Source organism: Pseudomonas sp. LBUM1671 (assembly GCF_059695685.1).
In genome coordinates this window covers 2,135,143-2,151,894 of sequence record NZ_CP166782.1, presented here as the reverse complement: position 1 = coordinate 2,151,894, position 16,752 = coordinate 2,135,143, and the positions used below count along the sequence as shown (strand labels likewise).

General features: G+C 53.9%; 16 protein-coding genes. 4 read left to right on the top strand and 12 right to left on the bottom strand.

Annotated elements, in window-relative coordinates; translation table 11 throughout:
* Positions 1-11 precede the first annotated feature (11 nt).
* From ACA060_RS09800 to galE, 3 genes are all read right to left on the bottom strand, one after another.
* On the bottom strand, positions 12-1,121 hold the full coding sequence (locus ACA060_RS09800) for a polysaccharide biosynthesis/export family protein (RefSeq protein ID WP_497316880.1): 1,110 nt from the start codon (positions 1,119-1,121) through the stop codon (positions 12-14).
* Positions 1,122-1,208: 87 nt separating this feature from the next.
* A complete protein-coding gene (locus ACA060_RS09795) occupies positions 1,209-1,451 on the bottom strand; it encodes a hypothetical protein (protein ID WP_497316878.1) in 243 nt (80 codons plus the stop codon).
* A gap of 140 nt (positions 1,452-1,591) precedes the next feature.
* Positions 1,592-2,608, bottom strand: a complete 1,017-nt coding sequence (gene galE / locus ACA060_RS09790) for a UDP-glucose 4-epimerase GalE (protein WP_497316876.1) — start codon at positions 2,606-2,608, stop codon at positions 1,592-1,594.
* Between the two features lie 311 nt (positions 2,609-2,919).
* On the opposite strand from galE, the gene galU reads away from it, so the two are divergent.
* Both galU and ACA060_RS09780 read left to right on the top strand, forming a co-directional pair.
* Entirely contained in the window at positions 2,920-3,753 is an 834-nt protein-coding gene (gene galU / locus ACA060_RS09785; protein WP_109629047.1) for a UTP--glucose-1-phosphate uridylyltransferase GalU, read from the top strand.
* Between the two features lie 28 nt (positions 3,754-3,781).
* Positions 3,782-4,189, top strand: coding sequence for a mannose-1-phosphate guanylyltransferase (locus ACA060_RS09780; RefSeq protein ID WP_109629045.1), 408 nt, complete (start codon positions 3,782-3,784; stop codon positions 4,187-4,189).
* A 4-nt stretch (positions 4,190-4,193) separates the two neighbouring features.
* On the opposite strand, the gene ACA060_RS09775 is transcribed toward ACA060_RS09780, so the two are convergent.
* The 8 genes from ACA060_RS09775 to ACA060_RS09740 all read right to left on the bottom strand — a co-directional run bounded on the left by ACA060_RS09775 (position 4,194) and on the right by ACA060_RS09740 (position 13,797).
* Positions 4,194-5,345: an SGNH/GDSL hydrolase family protein gene (locus ACA060_RS09775; protein ID WP_497316874.1), complete on the bottom strand. Its 1,152-nt coding sequence runs from the start codon at positions 5,343-5,345 to the stop codon at positions 4,194-4,196.
* Between the two features lie 51 nt (positions 5,346-5,396).
* Positions 5,397-6,434, bottom strand: a complete 1,038-nt coding sequence (locus ACA060_RS09770) for an acyltransferase family protein (RefSeq protein ID WP_497316872.1) — start codon at positions 6,432-6,434, stop codon at positions 5,397-5,399.
* Between the two features lie 12 nt (positions 6,435-6,446).
* The gene (locus tag ACA060_RS09765; protein WP_109629039.1) at positions 6,447-7,550 is read right to left on the bottom strand and encodes a hypothetical protein; all 1,104 of its coding nucleotides are present in this window, start codon (positions 7,548-7,550) and stop codon (positions 6,447-6,449) included.
* A complete protein-coding gene (locus tag ACA060_RS09760) occupies positions 7,550-8,770 on the bottom strand; it encodes an MATE family efflux transporter (RefSeq protein WP_497316870.1) in 1,221 nt (406 codons plus the stop codon). The genes ACA060_RS09765 and ACA060_RS09760 overlap by 1 nt, the downstream gene beginning before the upstream one ends.
* Positions 8,767-9,879 (bottom strand): polysaccharide pyruvyl transferase family protein, encoded by a 1,113-nt coding sequence (locus ACA060_RS09755; protein WP_109629036.1) that lies wholly within the window; start codon positions 9,877-9,879, stop codon positions 8,767-8,769. Before ACA060_RS09755 ends, ACA060_RS09760 begins: the two co-directional genes overlap by 4 nt.
* Before the next feature lie 14 nt (positions 9,880-9,893).
* On the bottom strand, positions 9,894-10,976 hold the full coding sequence (locus ACA060_RS09750) for a glycosyltransferase (RefSeq protein ID WP_109629034.1): 1,083 nt from the start codon (positions 10,974-10,976) through the stop codon (positions 9,894-9,896).
* Between the two features lie 106 nt (positions 10,977-11,082).
* Positions 11,083-13,311, bottom strand: coding sequence for a polysaccharide biosynthesis tyrosine autokinase (locus ACA060_RS09745; RefSeq protein WP_497316868.1), 2,229 nt, complete (start codon positions 13,309-13,311; stop codon positions 11,083-11,085).
* Positions 13,312-13,356: 45 nt separating this feature from the next.
* Positions 13,357-13,797, bottom strand: a complete 441-nt coding sequence (locus ACA060_RS09740) for a low molecular weight protein-tyrosine-phosphatase (protein ID WP_109629030.1) — start codon at positions 13,795-13,797, stop codon at positions 13,357-13,359.
* A 302-nt stretch (positions 13,798-14,099) separates the two neighbouring features.
* On the opposite strand from ACA060_RS09740, the gene ACA060_RS09735 reads away from it, so the two are divergent.
* Entirely contained in the window at positions 14,100-15,077 is a 978-nt protein-coding gene (locus tag ACA060_RS09735) for a glycosyl hydrolase family 5 (RefSeq protein ID WP_497316866.1), read from the top strand.
* Positions 15,078-15,084: 7 nt separating this feature from the next.
* On the opposite strand, the gene ACA060_RS09730 is transcribed toward ACA060_RS09735, so the two are convergent.
* Complete coding sequence (locus tag ACA060_RS09730) at positions 15,085-15,492, bottom strand: hypothetical protein (RefSeq protein ID WP_497316864.1); 408 nt, start codon at positions 15,490-15,492, stop codon at positions 15,085-15,087.
* A 318-nt stretch (positions 15,493-15,810) separates the two neighbouring features.
* Between ACA060_RS09730 and tal the strand changes: the two genes are divergently transcribed.
* On the top strand, positions 15,811-16,737 hold the full coding sequence (tal, locus tag ACA060_RS09725) for a transaldolase (protein ID WP_109629027.1): 927 nt from the start codon (positions 15,811-15,813) through the stop codon (positions 16,735-16,737).
* Positions 16,738-16,752 lie beyond the last annotated feature (15 nt).

The following is a 16,752-nucleotide window of genomic DNA, read 5'->3' as shown; positions in this document are numbered from 1 at the left end:
GGGACCAGACCTTATCTGCTGTTGGCTTCACTTAAATTGTTTTGTGCCGCCGCGCCCATGCCGAGAATCGAGGCCGATGGCACCAATTGACTGATGAAGCGGTTCCAGCGGGTGACGTTGGCAGGGCCTACGTAAACAATGTCCTGGGGACGAACATCGAAGTGAGTGGCGAGCGCCATGGCGGACGGCGACTCGGCTTGCAGCTGATAGATCTTGGCGGGTTCGACATCGAGGTTTTCCACCCCACGAATGACGTACACGGCGTTGCCGTTGGAGGTGGTCTGGTTCAATCCGCCTACCGAGCCAATGACGTCAGAAAGATTCATGGTGCGGGTCTTGAACGTCAACGCACGCGGCTGATTGACCTCGCCCATCACGTAAATCTTTTTGCTGTCGTTGTACGGCAAGTACAACTGATCGCCGCCTCTGAGGTAAACGTTTTGCAACTCGGCATTCTGCTGATTGAGCCCATCGAGATTCAGCGGATAGCTCCGTCCATTTCGCGTCAACAGCAACCCGGACAAATCCGCATTCAGCGGATCGACACCGGCCGAACCCAAGGCTTCGACCACATTGAGCGGGTTGGTGGAAATCGCTTGCGGGCCAGCTCTCAATACGGCGCCCGACACCACCACTTTCTGACTGGCAAAGCGCAATACGGCGACGTCCACTTGTGGGTCCGAGATGAAGGTCGATAACTTCTCGGCGATGTCGGATCGCAGTTGCTGGATGGTCTTTCCGGCTGCCTGGACTTCTTTGATGTAGGGGTAATAAAGCGTGCCATCGGAACGCACAAGACGGCCGTTCGCATCGATCTGCTGTTGCGCGCCAGAAGGTGCGGTCAGCTCGGGGTGATCCCATACCGTGATGTACAAGACATCGTTGTTGCCAATGCGGTATTCGTCGGGCGTGGTCAGCAATTCCGGAGGCAATGACTCATGTGTCTGAGTGGCCCTGTCCATGGCGATGAGCTTGGGGGTAATCGGAATAAGCTCGACCCGACTGTTTTCACTGGCGCCTTCGCGAGTGATATCGCTGGTGCTCATATGTTGCCCCGGCGAAAACATACAACCTTGCAAAGCAATACTTGCCAGCATTAAAAAAGGAACACTACGAATCATAATGGCACTACGCTATTCAAGGGCAAACCCAAAACAAGATCGCCCAGTGTTAGCCGGGCAATCTTGTGTGACACCTGCGGTATTTTTTCAGTTTGTGCCGGTGGTCCCGGTAGTGCCAGTTGTCCCGGTACTTCCGGTGGTTCCGCCATTGGAACTTCCACCACTGCTGGAGGCCGCCACGGCACCTGAAACCAGCGCAGTGCTGGCCAGTGCAGCTTGTGCCGCCGTTACATCACCCAGCACTTTTGTATCCAGTGTGAGGGGTGCTTCGACCGCGAAGGCCCCACTGCTCATCAGGGACAGCACGGCAATGACTATCATCTTTTTCATATCAAACTCCTTCCTGCGTGTTCTTTATATCTACGGACTTGCCGGATGTGTTTCCAGTCAATTTTCCCGACCATAATTAACATCGCGCCCTGATATAACAGTTCAGCAGAAAAACCATGGGTTGAAGGGCCCCTCAAGCATTAGTCGATGTAGCCCCTGGGATGGTTCGATTGCCAACGCCAGGTGTCCGCCATCATCTCCTGCAAACTCCGCGTGGCCTTCCAGCCAAGCTCCTTTGCCGCTTTGGAGGGGTCGGCCCAGCACGTGGCAACGTCCCCGGAACGTCGCGGCATCACGCGATAAGGCACTGGCCGCCCGGAAGCCTGTTCGAATGCCCGCAGGACCTCGAGAACGCTGTAACCGTCGCCCGTGCCCAGGTTCCAGATATTGATGCCGGTGCGCGACGAGATCGACTGCAATGCCTTGAGGTGCCCGTCCGCCAGATCCACCACGTGGATGTAGTCGCGCACGCCGGTGCCATCGACGGTGGGGTAATCGTCACCGAATATCGACAGTTCCTGCAGGCTGCCGACGGCAACCTGGCTGATGTAAGGCACCAGATTATTGGGAATCCCGTTGGGGTCTTCGCCCATATGGCCGCTGGCGTGTGCGCCGATCGGGTTGAAATAGCGCAGCAGCGCAATGCTCCAGCGCGGCTCTGCCGCACACAGATCCTGCAGTACGTTTTCGATGAACAGCTTGGATTGCCCGTAAGGATTGGTCGGCGTGCCTGTAGGAAAATCTTCGCGAATTGGCATCTGCTCCGGCGCGCCGTACACCGTCGCCGATGAACTGAACACCAAGCGGAATACACCGGCCGCGGACATCGCCTGGCACAGCGTAATGCTGCCGCAGACGTTGGCTTCGTAATACTCAAGCGGCTTGCGCACGCTCTCGCCTACGGCTTTGAGCCCGGCAAAATGCAGGACAGCATCGATGCAGTGCTCCTGAAAAATCCGGTCCAGCAATGCCCGGTCGCACACATCCCCGCGAATCATCAACGGGGTTTTGCCGCAGATGGCTTCAATGGCGTGCAGCGACGCGTCAGAGCTGTTGCAAAGGTTGTCCAGCACAACCACGTCGAAGCCCGCCTCAAGCAGCGCAAGTGTGGTGTGAGAACCGATATAACCGGTTCCACCCGTTACCAGAATCTTCATAGAGCGGTCCATAGTGGGGTATTGAAGTGCTCGATTACATGCAATGTTTGATGCGCACGTAACGAAGTGACGCTGAACACTTATTAGCACTTCAAAACAACCGACACTATTGATAGACACCGACTAAAACTAACTAAACAACCTCAAGCCCGACAACTAATAACATTTACCCTGCTCTGCACCCGCTAATAATTGCCAATAAACCCCCATTCAGGTATTAAAGTACAACTTCAGCAATACATCAAAACTCACGGCCATTCCCGACACTGCTCTCTGCATGGCTGTGGACAATGACTTTCCAGGATATATCTATGATTCGTAAATGCTTGTTCCCCGCCGCCGGTTATGGCACGCGTTTCTTGCCTGCTACTAAAGCAATGCCGAAGGAAATGCTGCCGATCGTCAACAAGCCTTTAATCCAGTACGCCGTTGAAGAAGCACGGGACGCCGGTCTGCAACACATGGCGATTGTGACCGGCCGGGGCAAACGTGCGCTGGAAGACCATTTCGATATCAGCTATGAACTGGAACACCAGATTCGCGGCACCGAGAAGGAAAAGTTTCTGGCCGGCACGCGGGAGCTGATTGAAACCTGCACGTTCGCCTACACCCGCCAGGTCGAAATGAAGGGCCTGGGGCATGCGATTCTCAGCGGTCGCCCCTTGATCGGCGACGAACCTTTTGCCGTGGTGCTGGCGGATGACTTGTGCCTCAACCTGCAAGGTGACGGCGTACTGGCGCAGATGATCAAGCTCTACAAAAAATTCCGCTGCTCGATCGTGGCCATTCAAGAAGTCCCACGGGATCAGACGCACAAATACGGCGTGATCGCCGGCGAGCTGATTTCCGAAGGCATCTACCGGGTCAACAGCATGGTCGAGAAGCCGGCGCCCGAAGACGCACCGTCCAACCTGGCAATCATTGGCCGTTACATTCTGACCCCGGATATTTTTGATCTGATCGCCGACACCCAACCAGGCAAGGGCGGTGAAATCCAGATCACCGACGCGCTGATGAAGCAGGCGCAAAATGGCTGCGTACTGGCCTACAAGTTCGAAGGAATGCGCTTTGATTGCGGTGGTGCAGAAGGCTATATCGACGCCACCAACTTTTGCTACGAGCAGCTGTATCTCAACGGTCTTTAACCCGACCCATTCACCCAGGCAGGCCACTATGACCACTGCAAAACGCTCGGCAGACATCGAACACAAAGCGAGCAATTTCGGGGTGATGGCCTGGCTGTCAAAAAACCCGTCGTTATCTTCCACCTCGGCTGCCTGGTTTGGTACACCCTTACTGGTTGAGCGCATCGGGGTGTTCCCCTCTTCGGGCGATATCCATCGCCCGGTCAGCAATCCCTTTGCGCTCTTGGACCACCTGAAAAGTCTGTACGCGCACCAGGCTCTGGATATGGATGATCGCGACGGACTCAAAGTGATTCTCAACGATTGGCGATTCCGGGTTCGCGTCCGTTACAGCGACCCGGCAATCGTTATCAATGTTGAAACCCGACGTGATCCTGACTTGATGCCAGTGAAGACCGCAGAGCTGCTGAGCCATCTGGAACACTTTGAACGGTGAGTGATTACTTCAACGCAGAATCGCACTCACTGACTCCACCGACAATCAAGCGATACACGTAATCGGAGATAAGCCGGCCGCCCGCCCCCGGGATCGGGTGTATTTTGTCCGGGCCAATCATGGGGGTCGGCCCGTCATTGGCATAGCGTTTAAAGTCGGGACCGAACGTGCACTGCAAACTCGAATACGCGATGTTTTGCGAACGCGCCCAGGGTTCAAGCACCTGGGCGTACTCCGTCATCGGATAGGCACTGGAGCGTGTCGTGTCCTGACGCAGGATCACGTTGATGCTCGCCGCCGGATGAACTTCACGAATCATCCGTACCAACCCTTTCATGTTCTCCAGGTAGTCCTTGGGCTTTACGCCAAATCCCTGGTCATTACCGCCTAACATGATCAGGTAAACGTCCGCCGGTATCTTCGAAACGACGGCCTTCCATTGGGTCTGCCATTGGCGATCGCTTTTATAAAAGTCACCTGAGGCGGCACCGGAAGCGGCGAGTTTGGAGACCCTGACGCCGCCACGATTATTAGCCAGCCACAGACCAAACAACGTCGGCGCACCTTTCACCACTTCGAGCCTTAGCGCCCATTCAGCCTTGGCGGGAACGCTTAGTTGCACTTCCTGAACCCCTGACCCCGTCATCGTCAAAGGATGCCAGTCGTCCGAAGGTGACCACCGGTAGCGCATCTCACTGGTTTTGCCATCGCCCAGATACAGCAATTTGGCTTGGGCGATGGAGGTATTGATGACCGCCGTTTCGTTGGAATCCACTTCTAGATAAGCACCCGGTTGCCCGGAAACGGTGCGGCTGTCCGGACTTGCCTGGCCAAGACTGGAAACGTCCCAATCCCCACCGAAGTGCTTCTTGCTGCTGCGGGTGTATTTGAAATTCGAGCCACCGAGTGCGGCGCCGTGATTGAACCCGACATAACCAGGCCCGGCGAAACCGAAATCTTTCGCCAGGTGCTGAGTGAGGCCATTCAAGTAAAAGTCCTGCCCGGCGCTGTAGCTGTCGCCGATCACCGAGATGGCCAGTACCTCCCCCGCTTTACCCTTGGCCATTGCGGCAAGCCGTTCGCGTGGACGGCTCACTTCGATCACCGGAGCCGAAACGGGTCGTACATCTTCGACATAGTCCATTGGCTCATCCATCTATCTATCTATCTATCTATCTATCTATCAGCAGGTCGGCAGAATCGGCGCTCAGGATTGAGACACCTTGAGCCCTGACACTGGAATCTTTTTGCTGCTTGAACGTTCGCCCAAAAACAGAACTGAAGTCATGGCAAAACGGCTGAAAATAGTCGACAGCACCACCGGCCCCAACAACCCGCACAACACACCGCCGACGACCAGAACGCTTTCGTCCATAACGCCCAAACGCCCCAAGGCGAACCGTGAGCTGGCGGCAAACAGCACGTGAAAGAGGAAGATGGCGTAAGAATATCCGCCGAGCCAGATCAGTGCTTTGGAACGCATGTCACTCGACAGTAGCGCGACACAGGACGTACAGCCAACGAGCAAACCGACAAGACTTCGGCGATCGACAATGAGTTCGCGATCCACCGCGGCGATATAAAGCAGCGCAACCGATATCAAGACGAACACGACCGGCCCGATCACTTTGAGTGACTGCTTTAAAACGCTGACCTTTTCGTGGCAAATCATCCCCGTCACGAAGAACGGCAGCAAATAGACAGCGCCATTGATGCCAAACGCATCGACCGGAAACAACGGCAGCAAGAACACCACCGCCGAGAACAAGAACAGCAGGTACAGCCGCGTCGCCGTCTGCAACAGACCGCGCCACTGCAGAAACCCGACAAACATAAAGATGATAAAAACCGCCTGCAAAAACCAGAAATGGTTAACCGGCACGTAGAACGACAACAAGGCTTCTGTTAAACAGAGGTCCTTGTTCACACCTGGCCCGACCACCTGCAGCACCGAGAAAGGGATACCGACAAAAAACAAAGGCACGATCAACCGTCTCACCTTGCCAACGCAGTAAGCGGAGAAGTCATTGCCCCGGATTTTGTAAATCGAATAGATATAGCCCGAGATAAAGGTGAACAGCGGCATCCTGACGTACACCATCGAATCCGCGAGAATCCGAAATGGCGAGCCCAGGTCTATTTTCAGTCCGCCACCCAGCGGACCTATCACGTGATAGAGCACCAGCAACAGGCACGCCAGGCCCCTGAGCGTTTCGATTTCCAACGATTTTTTCTTGCTTTGCATAGACCGCAAACCTCAGCGCAACACGCTTGATTCAACCGACTCAGGTGTTCTTGAGCGCAACTGCAACCCCAGCCCCAGAAACAGCACCGGCACCACCATGGAGAAATGTCGGGCGAACGAGCCGAAGTCAGGCTCGAACAAACCCTGCACCAATAGAAAGGACAGTGGGATCGCAATCAGCTCTTTGACTTTCGGCGCGATGGTTGCGCCCTTGTAATGACTCGACGTCATCATTTTGAACATCAGCAACGAGGTCATCATCATCAGGACGACGAATATGATCTGCCCCAGGCCGGAGAGCAGAATCAACTCTACCGGGAACGACAGCCTGAAAAAGATGCTCATCGAGTCCACGGCCTGCGACACGAAATCACCGCCACTGAGCCACGACACGATCAACGACTTTGACCCCTCTTCACCGAGGGTCCGCTGTTCATTGTTACTGGCGCGAATGGACGAGACGGAATAGCCGACCAGCAATTGAATCGCCGTCGCGATCACCAGATAGAACATGAACAACATCACGAAAAAGCTGAAACGCGATACATGCTTTTTCATGAAGCACACACCGACCCAGACCAGTGAAAACAATATCCAGTAAGGGCGAATCAACACGCCGTAAAACAGCGCAGAAAGGAAAAAGCCCGCTCGGTATCGTTTCGAAAAGGAAAAAAACAAAATGGCGATCACCGCCACCGAGACAATGATTTCCTTGGTCAGGTTGTCCAGGAAAAATGACCTGACAACGCCCCACAGGCACAAGGTCAGGAAGATCGTTATCGGTATTCGTTTGAAGATGAAGATCGGGATAGAGGTCAGAAACAGATTGCACAGCATCCCGTATGCCCACGCATTGGTCAGGTTGATACCGGTGGGACGCAACAGGTAGGCGGAACATTCGTAAGAGGATCGGTCTGGTGAAAACGGATTCCAGAAATTGCAGTTGTCTGAACGTACGTATGACGTCCACAAGGTCATTGCATCAGGACCCGGATCGCGGTGCATCAATAGCGGCATCGCAATAGACAGAAAAAGACCACAGAGCAGAATCAGGAATGAAATGGGCGAATCGAGTTTTCTTCCGCGAAACTCTATGGACGGTAGAGAGATAGCCATTACAAGCTCCCCTTCGCCCGGGCAAACCTGGTCAGCAACGCAATAACGGCCAGTTGCACCGTAATTGAAAAGACATTGCCCCACGCCGCGCCATAAATTGAATAGTGCTTGATGAGCACATAACTGACAGGCAACGAAATCACCAGGCAGATCGCCGCACTCGCTAATGAAACCCGACTGTTCCTGGAGGCAATAAGACCGCCCCATACGATGTCGCCGACGGCGCGCAGGGCAAACGAGAAAATCAGAATCGCTAAAATCCGGTTATCCGGACGCGGAACTGCCGCGGCCACGTAATCGAGCAAGATGTTAAAGAAGGCATAAATCAGCACAGCCACCGCGCAGGAAACAATGAGTGAACGCAGCACCCATTGATTGACGAATAACTGCCGGACCGTCAGCGCCTGCTGGTTGTCTTTATAACGCTTGGCGAGCACGGGAATGCCCACGACTGCGACAACGGCGTAGGACAGCGCTTGCAACGTATTGGCGGCGGACCAGGAATACACGTACTTGCCGAGGCTGGCATACGGTTCCAAGTCCAGAATCAGAAAACGCTCAGCGTACTGACTTAATGCGATCAGCCCACCGCCCAGATAAAAGGGCAGCCCTGCCCGCCAGACCGAAACCGTGGTGACGGCACTGATGTCCCGCCCCTTGTGAACGTTAACCACAATCAAGTAACCGGCCACGATCACCATAAGGTTGGTCGCCACCCATAACCAAAGCACACTGGCGATGGTAGACACTACGCCCGCCATGAGTCCGCCCACGGCAACGAGCGCCCAGAGGCCGGTCTTGATGAAAAACAACAACGCACCCCAGTTGGCTTTTTGTGCGGAAAAGACAAACGAGTTTATTTCGAAGGAAAGATGCTCGGTGAGCAGCAACAGCGTGACGCACGCGATCAACGCGGCACTCGCCTCAACATCGCTGAACAGTGAATAGAGTGCGACCGTGACCACCGATAACAACAAACCAACGGCCAGGTACAGAATCAGCACCTTATCAACGACGAGCCTTGTACTGCCTCCCACGCTGATCAGCCGATTGATTTCAGAGCTGAAGCCGACGCTGTAAAACTTGGAGGCGATCAAAGAGGCAGCGACCACCACACCGTAGAAACCCAATGCGTCATAACCCAGGTAATGAGTGATGGCCAACACCAGCAAAAACTTCGCGCCTAATGCCCCTCCCCGTAGCAACAACCGAAATATCATCGAACAATCCCTTTGATGATAGTGTCCATCAGCTCCGTTTTGGCTTCGATTTCTTTGCAGGTATCCGTCAGCTTCTTACCGAATCGGGACAAGGCGTTTGGCGCGTAAACAGTGTCGATAATGGTGTCGACATTGATATCTCCACCGTTGATCACCCAGTCTTCCACGCCCATATCCTGATAGGCGCCAAAGCCTTTTCGTTCATAGCTGATATGGAACGCAGGCACGCCGGCGAGGAGCGATTCAATGGCTCCGTGCAGCCTCACGGAAATGACCAGATCAGGCTGATACTTGGCCAGTGTCGCCTTCAGGGGCAGGAGGTCCTCGGTAATACCGAGTTCCCGGTAGAACGCCCCGTCATCGTTGCCACGGACGGCGCTCTGGACAGCGCAGACCACTTTGCTCTTCGCCCTTAGTCGCTTCAACAGAAGCTTCAGGTTGGCAACATAGGCAACTTTCTTCTCTTTGCTCCATTCCGGCGGTTTGCGTAAAACCACGCAAACCACGGCAGGCGATGACGCACATCGAGTGAACTTGGGTTGCATCAACATCTTTTTCGCCAACGCCTGGACCGCCAGGTCTGGCGCTCGATAGACATTTTCATTGGCTTCGAAAATGGCCGACGACCTGTTGTCACGGACAAACACCGCATCGGCGCTGGCGTAGTGTTTTACGATGGCACTGCTCTCACCGTGGAACGGACCAATACTTTGCGGCAGGTAAACCGACGGCACCTTGCTCAAGATCGCCGTTTCAAGTTGTTTGGCATGACCCAGTTTCAGCTTGATGTGTTCAAAGGCGCTTTTTGACCGCATGTACCCGCCGCCCACCCCGACAATCAGATCGGTAGTGCTCAAGAGGTCAGCGAGCGGCGCGTAAGACTGTTTAAGGAACACCGCTTCCTTTACGCGCCCCAGCCCTTTAGCCGCCATGACCGGCGCGTCATACCGCTTATACGGAAGATAACTGAATGATTTGGGGTCGGACGCAACGACGTTGATTAACGTGTCAGCACCAAAGTTTCGCAGCACCAGGGCGATAGCCAAATCCACGAGAAGGCCGTCACCTGAATTGGATGCACTGTAGCCATGCAAAATAGTTACGTTCATAGCTTGATATCTACTTAATAAGTTTGAGCGGAATACACGTCGTAGGTTTGCTGGATCATCAGCGATGCGCTGAACCGTTCGCGCACCCGCTTGCGGCTTTCGGTGCCGAGTTCCAGCAACTTCTGTTTCTTGATATTCACTAAAATGTTGGTCAGCGCCTGGTGATCGCCCGTTGAAAATATGTAGCCCGTGACGTTGTGCGTCACCAGTTCAGGCAGGGATGTACAGTCACTGGCAATAACGGGTACGCCCATGGCCATTCCTTCGAGAGGGACCATGGCAAAACCTTCCCAGCGACTGGGGACAATCAGGGCATCGGCCGTTTTATAGAGGGCATTTACTTCGGCCGGGGTCACCCAAGGCAGGTATTCCACGGCGTCAATGACGGGGCACTCCACCGACTCCTCATTCACGGCACTGCCAACAACCGTCAGTTTCAAGTCGGTGCGCTCGACGTCCGTGAACGCCTTGAGCAAAACATCAAAGCCCTTCTGGTAGTCCAGTCGCCCCACAAACAAGAGCTGAATATCCGTACGCTGATCGGACAGGCTCTCATCGTTTTTATAATGAATGCCGTTGTAGATCAGTTTCATGCGGTGACGGTCGATACCAAACGAGGCCGCTTTATCCAGTTCATATTGGCTGACACAGATAATGACATCCGTCACTTTCTGCAAAAGCCGCTCAATCAGCGAATACACTTTCTGTTTGGCCGGAGAGCTTTCCATCAAGAACGAAAACGCGTGCGGGCAATAGATGATTTTCGGTGACCGCCAAGGGCGCATGACCAGGCAGACGCATCGACCTATGACGCCGGAAAACGTGCTGTGCAAGTGCACGACATCAGGTTTTTCCTTGAAGATCACTCGGATGAGTTGCCAGGCAAACCGCAGCAGGGAGACAACATCTCTCTTGTTCCGAGAGAACGTCCTGATGTCTTTTTCATCAATGCCATGCAGTTCTTTCTTCTGGTCGAACGGGATCAAATAGACCAGTTCATACTGCTGGACGTCGTCCTCAGGGGGGGTCGATATCGTCCGAATGACCGTCGCAACGCCACCTTTGATCGTTTCTGCTACGTGTAATATTTTTTTCACAATCCACCCAATTCCATGAACGTATTCGCAGGGCAAAGAAACCCGGAAAGTGGTTAACGATCGTTAATCCACTCTCAACCTGATTACCTGGCAGATAGCACTCGCATCACGACTTGTCAGAGGCGTATTCATAGTTGTAATAGCCGTAGCTGCCATTACCGTAATAACTGGACGCCCGCTTCTCGACACCGTTAAAAATCGCACCTTTCAATTCGATACCGTTTTGAGCAAATCGACGAATCGTCAATTCGATCTCTTTGGCTGGATTTACACCGAAGCGCGTCACGATCAGATTAATGGCGGCTTCTCGACCAACGATTGCCGCATCGGTCACGGCCAGAAGAGGTGGCGTGTCGATGATCACCACGTCGTAGAGTTCGCTTAGTTCTGCGAGTAGCGCTCTGAAGTTGGCATGCATCAACAGCTCTGACGGGTTGGGCGGCACCTGTCCACGGCTGATGAAATGCAGGTTTTCGATTTCTAGCTTATTGATCGCTTGCTCAATGCTGCAGCGCTTGGTCAACAGATCGGACAAGCCATTGCTGATTGGAGTCGCTAACGTTTTGTGCAGATGACCTTTGCGCATATCAGCATCGATCAGGACGACCCTCTGCCCGCTTTGCGCAATGACCGCGGCCAGGTTAGAAGAGACAAACGTCTTGCCAACCTGAGGGCTCGGACCGGAAATCATGATCCGGTTGTTGGTCGCATCCAGCCCGGCAAAGTGCAGGCAAGTTCGCAGGCTGCGTATCGATTCGATCGACAGGTCGGTGGGGTTACGCAGGGCCAATAGAAACGACTGGCTGTTGTCGCCGTCGTCGAGCCGGACTTTTTTAGTGTCCTCTTCCTGTTGCAGGGTGCTGTAAGGAATGGAGGCATAAACGGGCAGCCCAAGTTGCTCGATGGCTTCCGGCCCTTCGAGTCCTCTGCTCAGCGATTTACGCACTAACACCAGGGCAACACCGACAAAGCCCCCCAGGAAAGTTGCAATCAGGACGATCAGGGCTTTGCGGGGTTTGACCGGGGTGGTGATGTCGACGTCCGCCGTATCAATCAGCCGCGCATTGCCGACCGCCCCGGCCCTGACGATGTCCAGCTCTTGGGATTTATTCAGAAGTTGGGTATAGATCTGTGTTGCTACTTCCACGTCACGGGTCAGGTTTAACAGTTCCTGCTGTGTCGCTGGCAGCCCTTGGACCTTCTTTTCCAACCCTTGTCGCTGCTTGTTCAAATCGCCCATCTGAGCCATCAAGGCACGGTAGGCCGGGTGCTCTCGGGTGAACTTTCGATCCATGTCCGCTTGCTGGAGTTTCAGGTCCGAAATGCGCGTATCCAGCACCACAATCTGTTCCAGGACAGACTTGGTTTCGAGCGAGATGTTTACCGTATTGCCGCGGGTTTGATAGCTGTTCAGCGCGTTGCTGGCTTTCACCAGATCGTCTTTGACTTGCGGAAGTTGCGCCTGCAGAAACTCCAGACTCTGGGCCGCCTCGGCAGAAGTGCGTTGCACATTCTGCTGCACGTAAAGCCTTGAGATCTTGTTGAGAATCTTCACCGCCATGGCGTAATCGGTGCTGGCCAGGGCCAGGCTTATAATGCCCGACTCTTTACCTTGCTCGGAGACTTCGAGGGCGTCCTGGTAATTCTGAATGGTGACGATACGTGGATTGCGCACCACTTCAAATTTAGTGCCTGGATTCGCGATCATGCTCGCGATGAGCACCTCGACACCCTCCTGCGCGACGGACTCGCCTGTAACTCCGTCGGCCAACAAACCGCCATTGTCGTCGTATAGCTTGAACCGATTGCGCTCTTCGGCAACCAGCGTCAGTTTCTTGCCCAGCAGCTCATTCGGCAGATGCAGCTGTTCGATATCAAGGCGCTCGCCGCCCCATGCATAACTGCTCATGCCAAAGCGCGGCGGCGAAACCGTTTCCGTTGGCGTACTTTTATATCGCCGTGCGAGAAAGCCGCCGATAACGGGAAAGGTGTTGGGGGTGATCACAATATCAAGACGCAGATCATCGACCGTTTTACCGATGACCGCGCGGGACTTGATGATGCCGATCTCAGTTGCCGCCGGTGATTGCCCACCGAGCATGCTGCTGATATCCGAGAACCCCAGCATGTCGTTCTTTTTCGGCTCGACCTGAACCAGCGCGTTCGCCAGATACACGGGTGGCGATAAAACCGAATACGCGGCACCGGTCACCATGAACGCCCCGGTGATGGCCCCGATCAACCATTTATGGTCAATCAATGTGCCTAATAAACCGAGCAGATCAATTTCGTCTTTATCTTGATCCCGGGTGTTGATTACTGACGGTAACTGCATAAGGTCTATTCTTTTACCATTATTACTAATCTGAAAATTCGTCCATCAACGTCCGAGGCGCTGCGCCCATGAGCAAACGGCATCTTCAATCAATGCGTGGGCATGGACAAAAGCAGCTGTTCCTTGACGATACGGGTCCTTTATTTCGCGCTCGCTTTGCCACTTCCCCAGAAGAAACACTTTGCCCCTGGCGTGTGATGCAATCTTTAGTACGCCCTGCACATGCTCTTTTTCCATGACCAGAATCAGGTCTGATTCATTAACAATGGCTGGCGTGATCTGCCGCGCTTTAAACCCTTGGGCTGCATGCCCTTGCTCTTCCAAAACCCGAAGTGCGTCGGGCTCCATAGACTCACCCACCCGCGCGTTCAATCCCGCGGAGGTCACTGAAATACCTGAAGGTTGCAGCGCATGACGAAGCAACAGTTCAGCGGTCGGACTTCGGCAAATATTGCCGACGCACACCACAAGAATCTTTCTGAACAAGGCTACTCTTCCCGTGTAGTGTCGAATCGGCCCACGTATAGCGAGGAGCTTATTGAACCGAAAAGATTGTCCCGCATTCAGAGAGGGATCCAACATGAAAATACTTTCGTATTAAATACCACGACACCTAAAAAACGCCCAACCGGAAAGGCGGACCATAAATAACAATTGAGATCTGGAAGTTGTTTATCCGACAAAAATTAACAATGAAGCGCCTGGAATAGAGGAATGATGATATCGCTGTATTAACTGACTAATGCTATTTTCACCCGGCTCACATTGAATCATCAGGAAATCCAGCTATGCCCTCCCCGCGTTTGCGACTGATTGCCACTTCAACACTATTTTTACTTGGCGCATGCAGCCACGCTGATGCCAGCGAGGCTTTTTCAACACTAGCGCAAGACAACAAGACAATAGGCGTCCAGGTCAAGATTCAGAATTTCTCAGCCGCCGACGCCCACCAGATCAAAGCCTCCGGGTTCGGATTCGTACGCTTTGGCGTATGGACGAACAGCCTGGGCAACCCGGCGTACCAACACCAGATTGATGAAGCCTTCGCTTCCGCCAAATCCGCCGATCTACCGGTATTGATGACTGTTCGCTCAACCAAAGCGTTAACCCACAAGACGCAAAGCAGTGGCAGTGATCTCGCCGCAGCGGGAGACGCCTTCGCGAACTCGGTCATCGGCCTTGAAAACGCCTTCAGCACGCAGCTTGTGGCCATTGAAATCTGGAATGAACCAGACTTGCCAAAATACTGGCCTACCCAGGATTTTGAAGTCACGTTTGTGCCTTTCATGAGCTCAGTGTGCAGCACACTGCAAAAGCGCGATCACTCAACACCACTGATCGGGTTCGGGTTCGCAAAGGCACCCACCAAAGACTCCAAGGCGACCGTCGCACTGACTAAAATCCTGAAGGATTATCCGCAATGCCTCAGTGCTGTTTCTTACCACCCCTATGGCATGTCGGGCACGCAGATCAGCACTACTCAAGCGTTTATTCTTGAGAACTTTCATGTGCCAGGGGTCATTACCGAATGGGGGGTGCCATCGCTCAGTTCCATCGGAGGCACCGCCGGGCAAGCATCACGCATCACAAGATTCATCTCGGATGTCAAAAAACTGAATATCCCGCTGACCTCCCTTTACGAGTGGAAAAACAGCGACTCTGGCAGTAATGATCGCGAGAGAAGTTTCGGATTGAAGTCGTCTGATGGACAATCAAAACCTGCGGAAACAGCCGTCAAAATGTTATTGAAATCGCCCAGTGAATGAATCCGCTCTACGTTAAATCTGGCTTCTTCATCAACTTGGCATAACTCGCAGCCTCCATTGCCAGCGACGCTTCCACCAACACTTCGAACAATACGGCTTGCGCTTCAAGGCGCAGGTCATGTTTGAACTTCCTGGATTCGCTCATTTGCTTCATCAACACGCCAGTGACTTGCCTGGGCGGGCTGTGTTTCACTCGTTTCAGCCAGCCGGGGATTTTCTTTGCCGCTTTCACCCTGCCCATCTCCACCAGACCATTCAAATTGTCCGGGTGATTTTTCTTTGAAGCGGCTAACAACTCTTCAAATACGTTGGTCAACTTTTTCAAGGCATAACCGAGAATAAGATCATCGAAGGCCTCCACCATGGCGGACACCCGTTCCTCCTGTGAAATCATCTTCTCATCCAACACCTGCATCTATGCGCGCCACATTACACGCCATCCGAACTGCTCTTTTTGACTTCTTATAACGTCTGAACTTGACCATTTTTAACGCTCATTGCACCCGAATGCAGGCATGGCAACTCAGGCGCTGGCGTTGCCCGAGAGCCGTCAACGGTCAGTTGCTTTGAACCTGCGCCGCGTTTTGGCATCGTATTAACCGATACCCGCGCCCCGCCTTTCAAACATCCGTTTCCCGGTTGTTGCCCACGGGGCCACCGATACGTACATGCGCCCTTGAGTGGCTGTCAGCGCTCGGGTAATGTCATTAGACCCATAGGACAGAGCACGCCCATGACTTCCAAGCTGGAACAACTCAAACAAATGACCACCGTCGTTGCCGACACCGGCGACTTCGAAGCTATCGCTCGCGTAAAACCCGTCGACGCTACCACCAACCCTTCCCTGCTGCTGAAAGCGGCCGCCATTCCCGGTTATGCCGAACTGCTCAACGCCTGCGTTCACGACTGCAAGGGCGATGTGGGCCTGGCCAGCGACCGATTTGGCGTGGCGGTAGGGCAAGAAATTCTGAAAGTTGTACCAGGCCGTATTTCCACCGAAGTGGATGCACGCCTTTCGTTCGACACAGACGCCGTATTGAAGCGTGCGCACCGTTTGATCGAGCTGTACGACAAGGCCGGCATCGGTCGCGACCGCGTGCTGATCAAGATCGCCTCCACTTGGGAAGGCATTCGCGCCGCCGAGAAGCTGGAAAAAGAAGGCATTCAAACCAACCTGACGCTGCTGTTCTCGTTTGCTCAGGCTGCAGCGTGTGCTGACGCTGGCGTGTTCCTGATTTCGCCATTCGTAGGCCGCATCTACGACTGGTACAAGAAAGCCAACGGCAACGACTACACCGGCGCGGATGATCCAGGCGTGCAGTCCGTCACGCGCATCTACAACTACTACAAGGCCAATGACTACAAGACCGTGGTCATGGGTGCAAGCTTCCGCAACCTGAATCAGATCGAGCAGTTGGCCGGGTGTGATCGCCTGACCATCAGTCCGGACCTTCTAGAGAAGCTGGCAGCGGACACTGGCAAGCTGGAACGCAAATTGGCCCCGGGCCATGCGGGTGAAGCGCGCTTGAGCCTGAATGAAGCGCAGTTCCGTTGGTTGTCCAACGAAGATGCGATGGCGACCGAGAAACTGGCTGAGGGGATTCGTCAGTTCGCTCGCGACCAGGAAAAACTCGAAGCGTTGCTGCAAGCCAAGCTCTGATTCAGCAAGAGCAAA

Excerpts from the sequence above, each read along its gene's own strand:
- ACA060_RS09800 (WP_497316880.1), bottom strand. The coding sequence starts at position 1,121 with ATGATTCGTAGTGTTCCTTTTTTAATGCTGGCAAGTATTGCTTTGCAA.
- ACA060_RS09795 (WP_497316878.1), bottom strand. The coding sequence starts at position 1,451 with ATGAAAAAGATGATAGTCATTGCCGTGCTGTCCCTGATGAGCAGTGGG.
- galE (WP_497316876.1), bottom strand. The coding sequence starts at position 2,608 with ATGAAGATTCTGGTAACGGGTGGAACCGGTTATATCGGTTCTCACACC.
- galU (WP_109629047.1), top strand. The coding sequence starts at position 2,920 with ATGATTCGTAAATGCTTGTTCCCCGCCGCCGGTTATGGCACGCGTTTC.
- ACA060_RS09780 (WP_109629045.1), top strand. The coding sequence starts at position 3,782 with ATGACCACTGCAAAACGCTCGGCAGACATCGAACACAAAGCGAGCAAT.
- ACA060_RS09775 (WP_497316874.1), bottom strand. The coding sequence starts at position 5,345 with ATGGATGAGCCAATGGACTATGTCGAAGATGTACGACCCGTTTCGGCT.
- ACA060_RS09770 (WP_497316872.1), bottom strand. The coding sequence starts at position 6,434 with ATGCAAAGCAAGAAAAAATCGTTGGAAATCGAAACGCTCAGGGGCCTG.
- ACA060_RS09765 (WP_109629039.1), bottom strand. The coding sequence starts at position 7,550 with ATGGCTATCTCTCTACCGTCCATAGAGTTTCGCGGAAGAAAACTCGAT.
- ACA060_RS09760 (WP_497316870.1), bottom strand. The coding sequence starts at position 8,770 with ATGATATTTCGGTTGTTGCTACGGGGAGGGGCATTAGGCGCGAAGTTT.
- ACA060_RS09755 (WP_109629036.1), bottom strand. The coding sequence starts at position 9,879 with ATGAACGTAACTATTTTGCATGGCTACAGTGCATCCAATTCAGGTGAC.
- ACA060_RS09745 (WP_497316868.1), bottom strand. The coding sequence starts at position 13,311 with ATGCAGTTACCGTCAGTAATCAACACCCGGGATCAAGATAAAGACGAA.
- ACA060_RS09735 (WP_497316866.1), top strand. The coding sequence starts at position 14,100 with ATGCCCTCCCCGCGTTTGCGACTGATTGCCACTTCAACACTATTTTTA.
- ACA060_RS09730 (WP_497316864.1), bottom strand. The coding sequence starts at position 15,492 with ATGCAGGTGTTGGATGAGAAGATGATTTCACAGGAGGAACGGGTGTCC.
- tal (WP_109629027.1), top strand. The coding sequence starts at position 15,811 with ATGACTTCCAAGCTGGAACAACTCAAACAAATGACCACCGTCGTTGCC.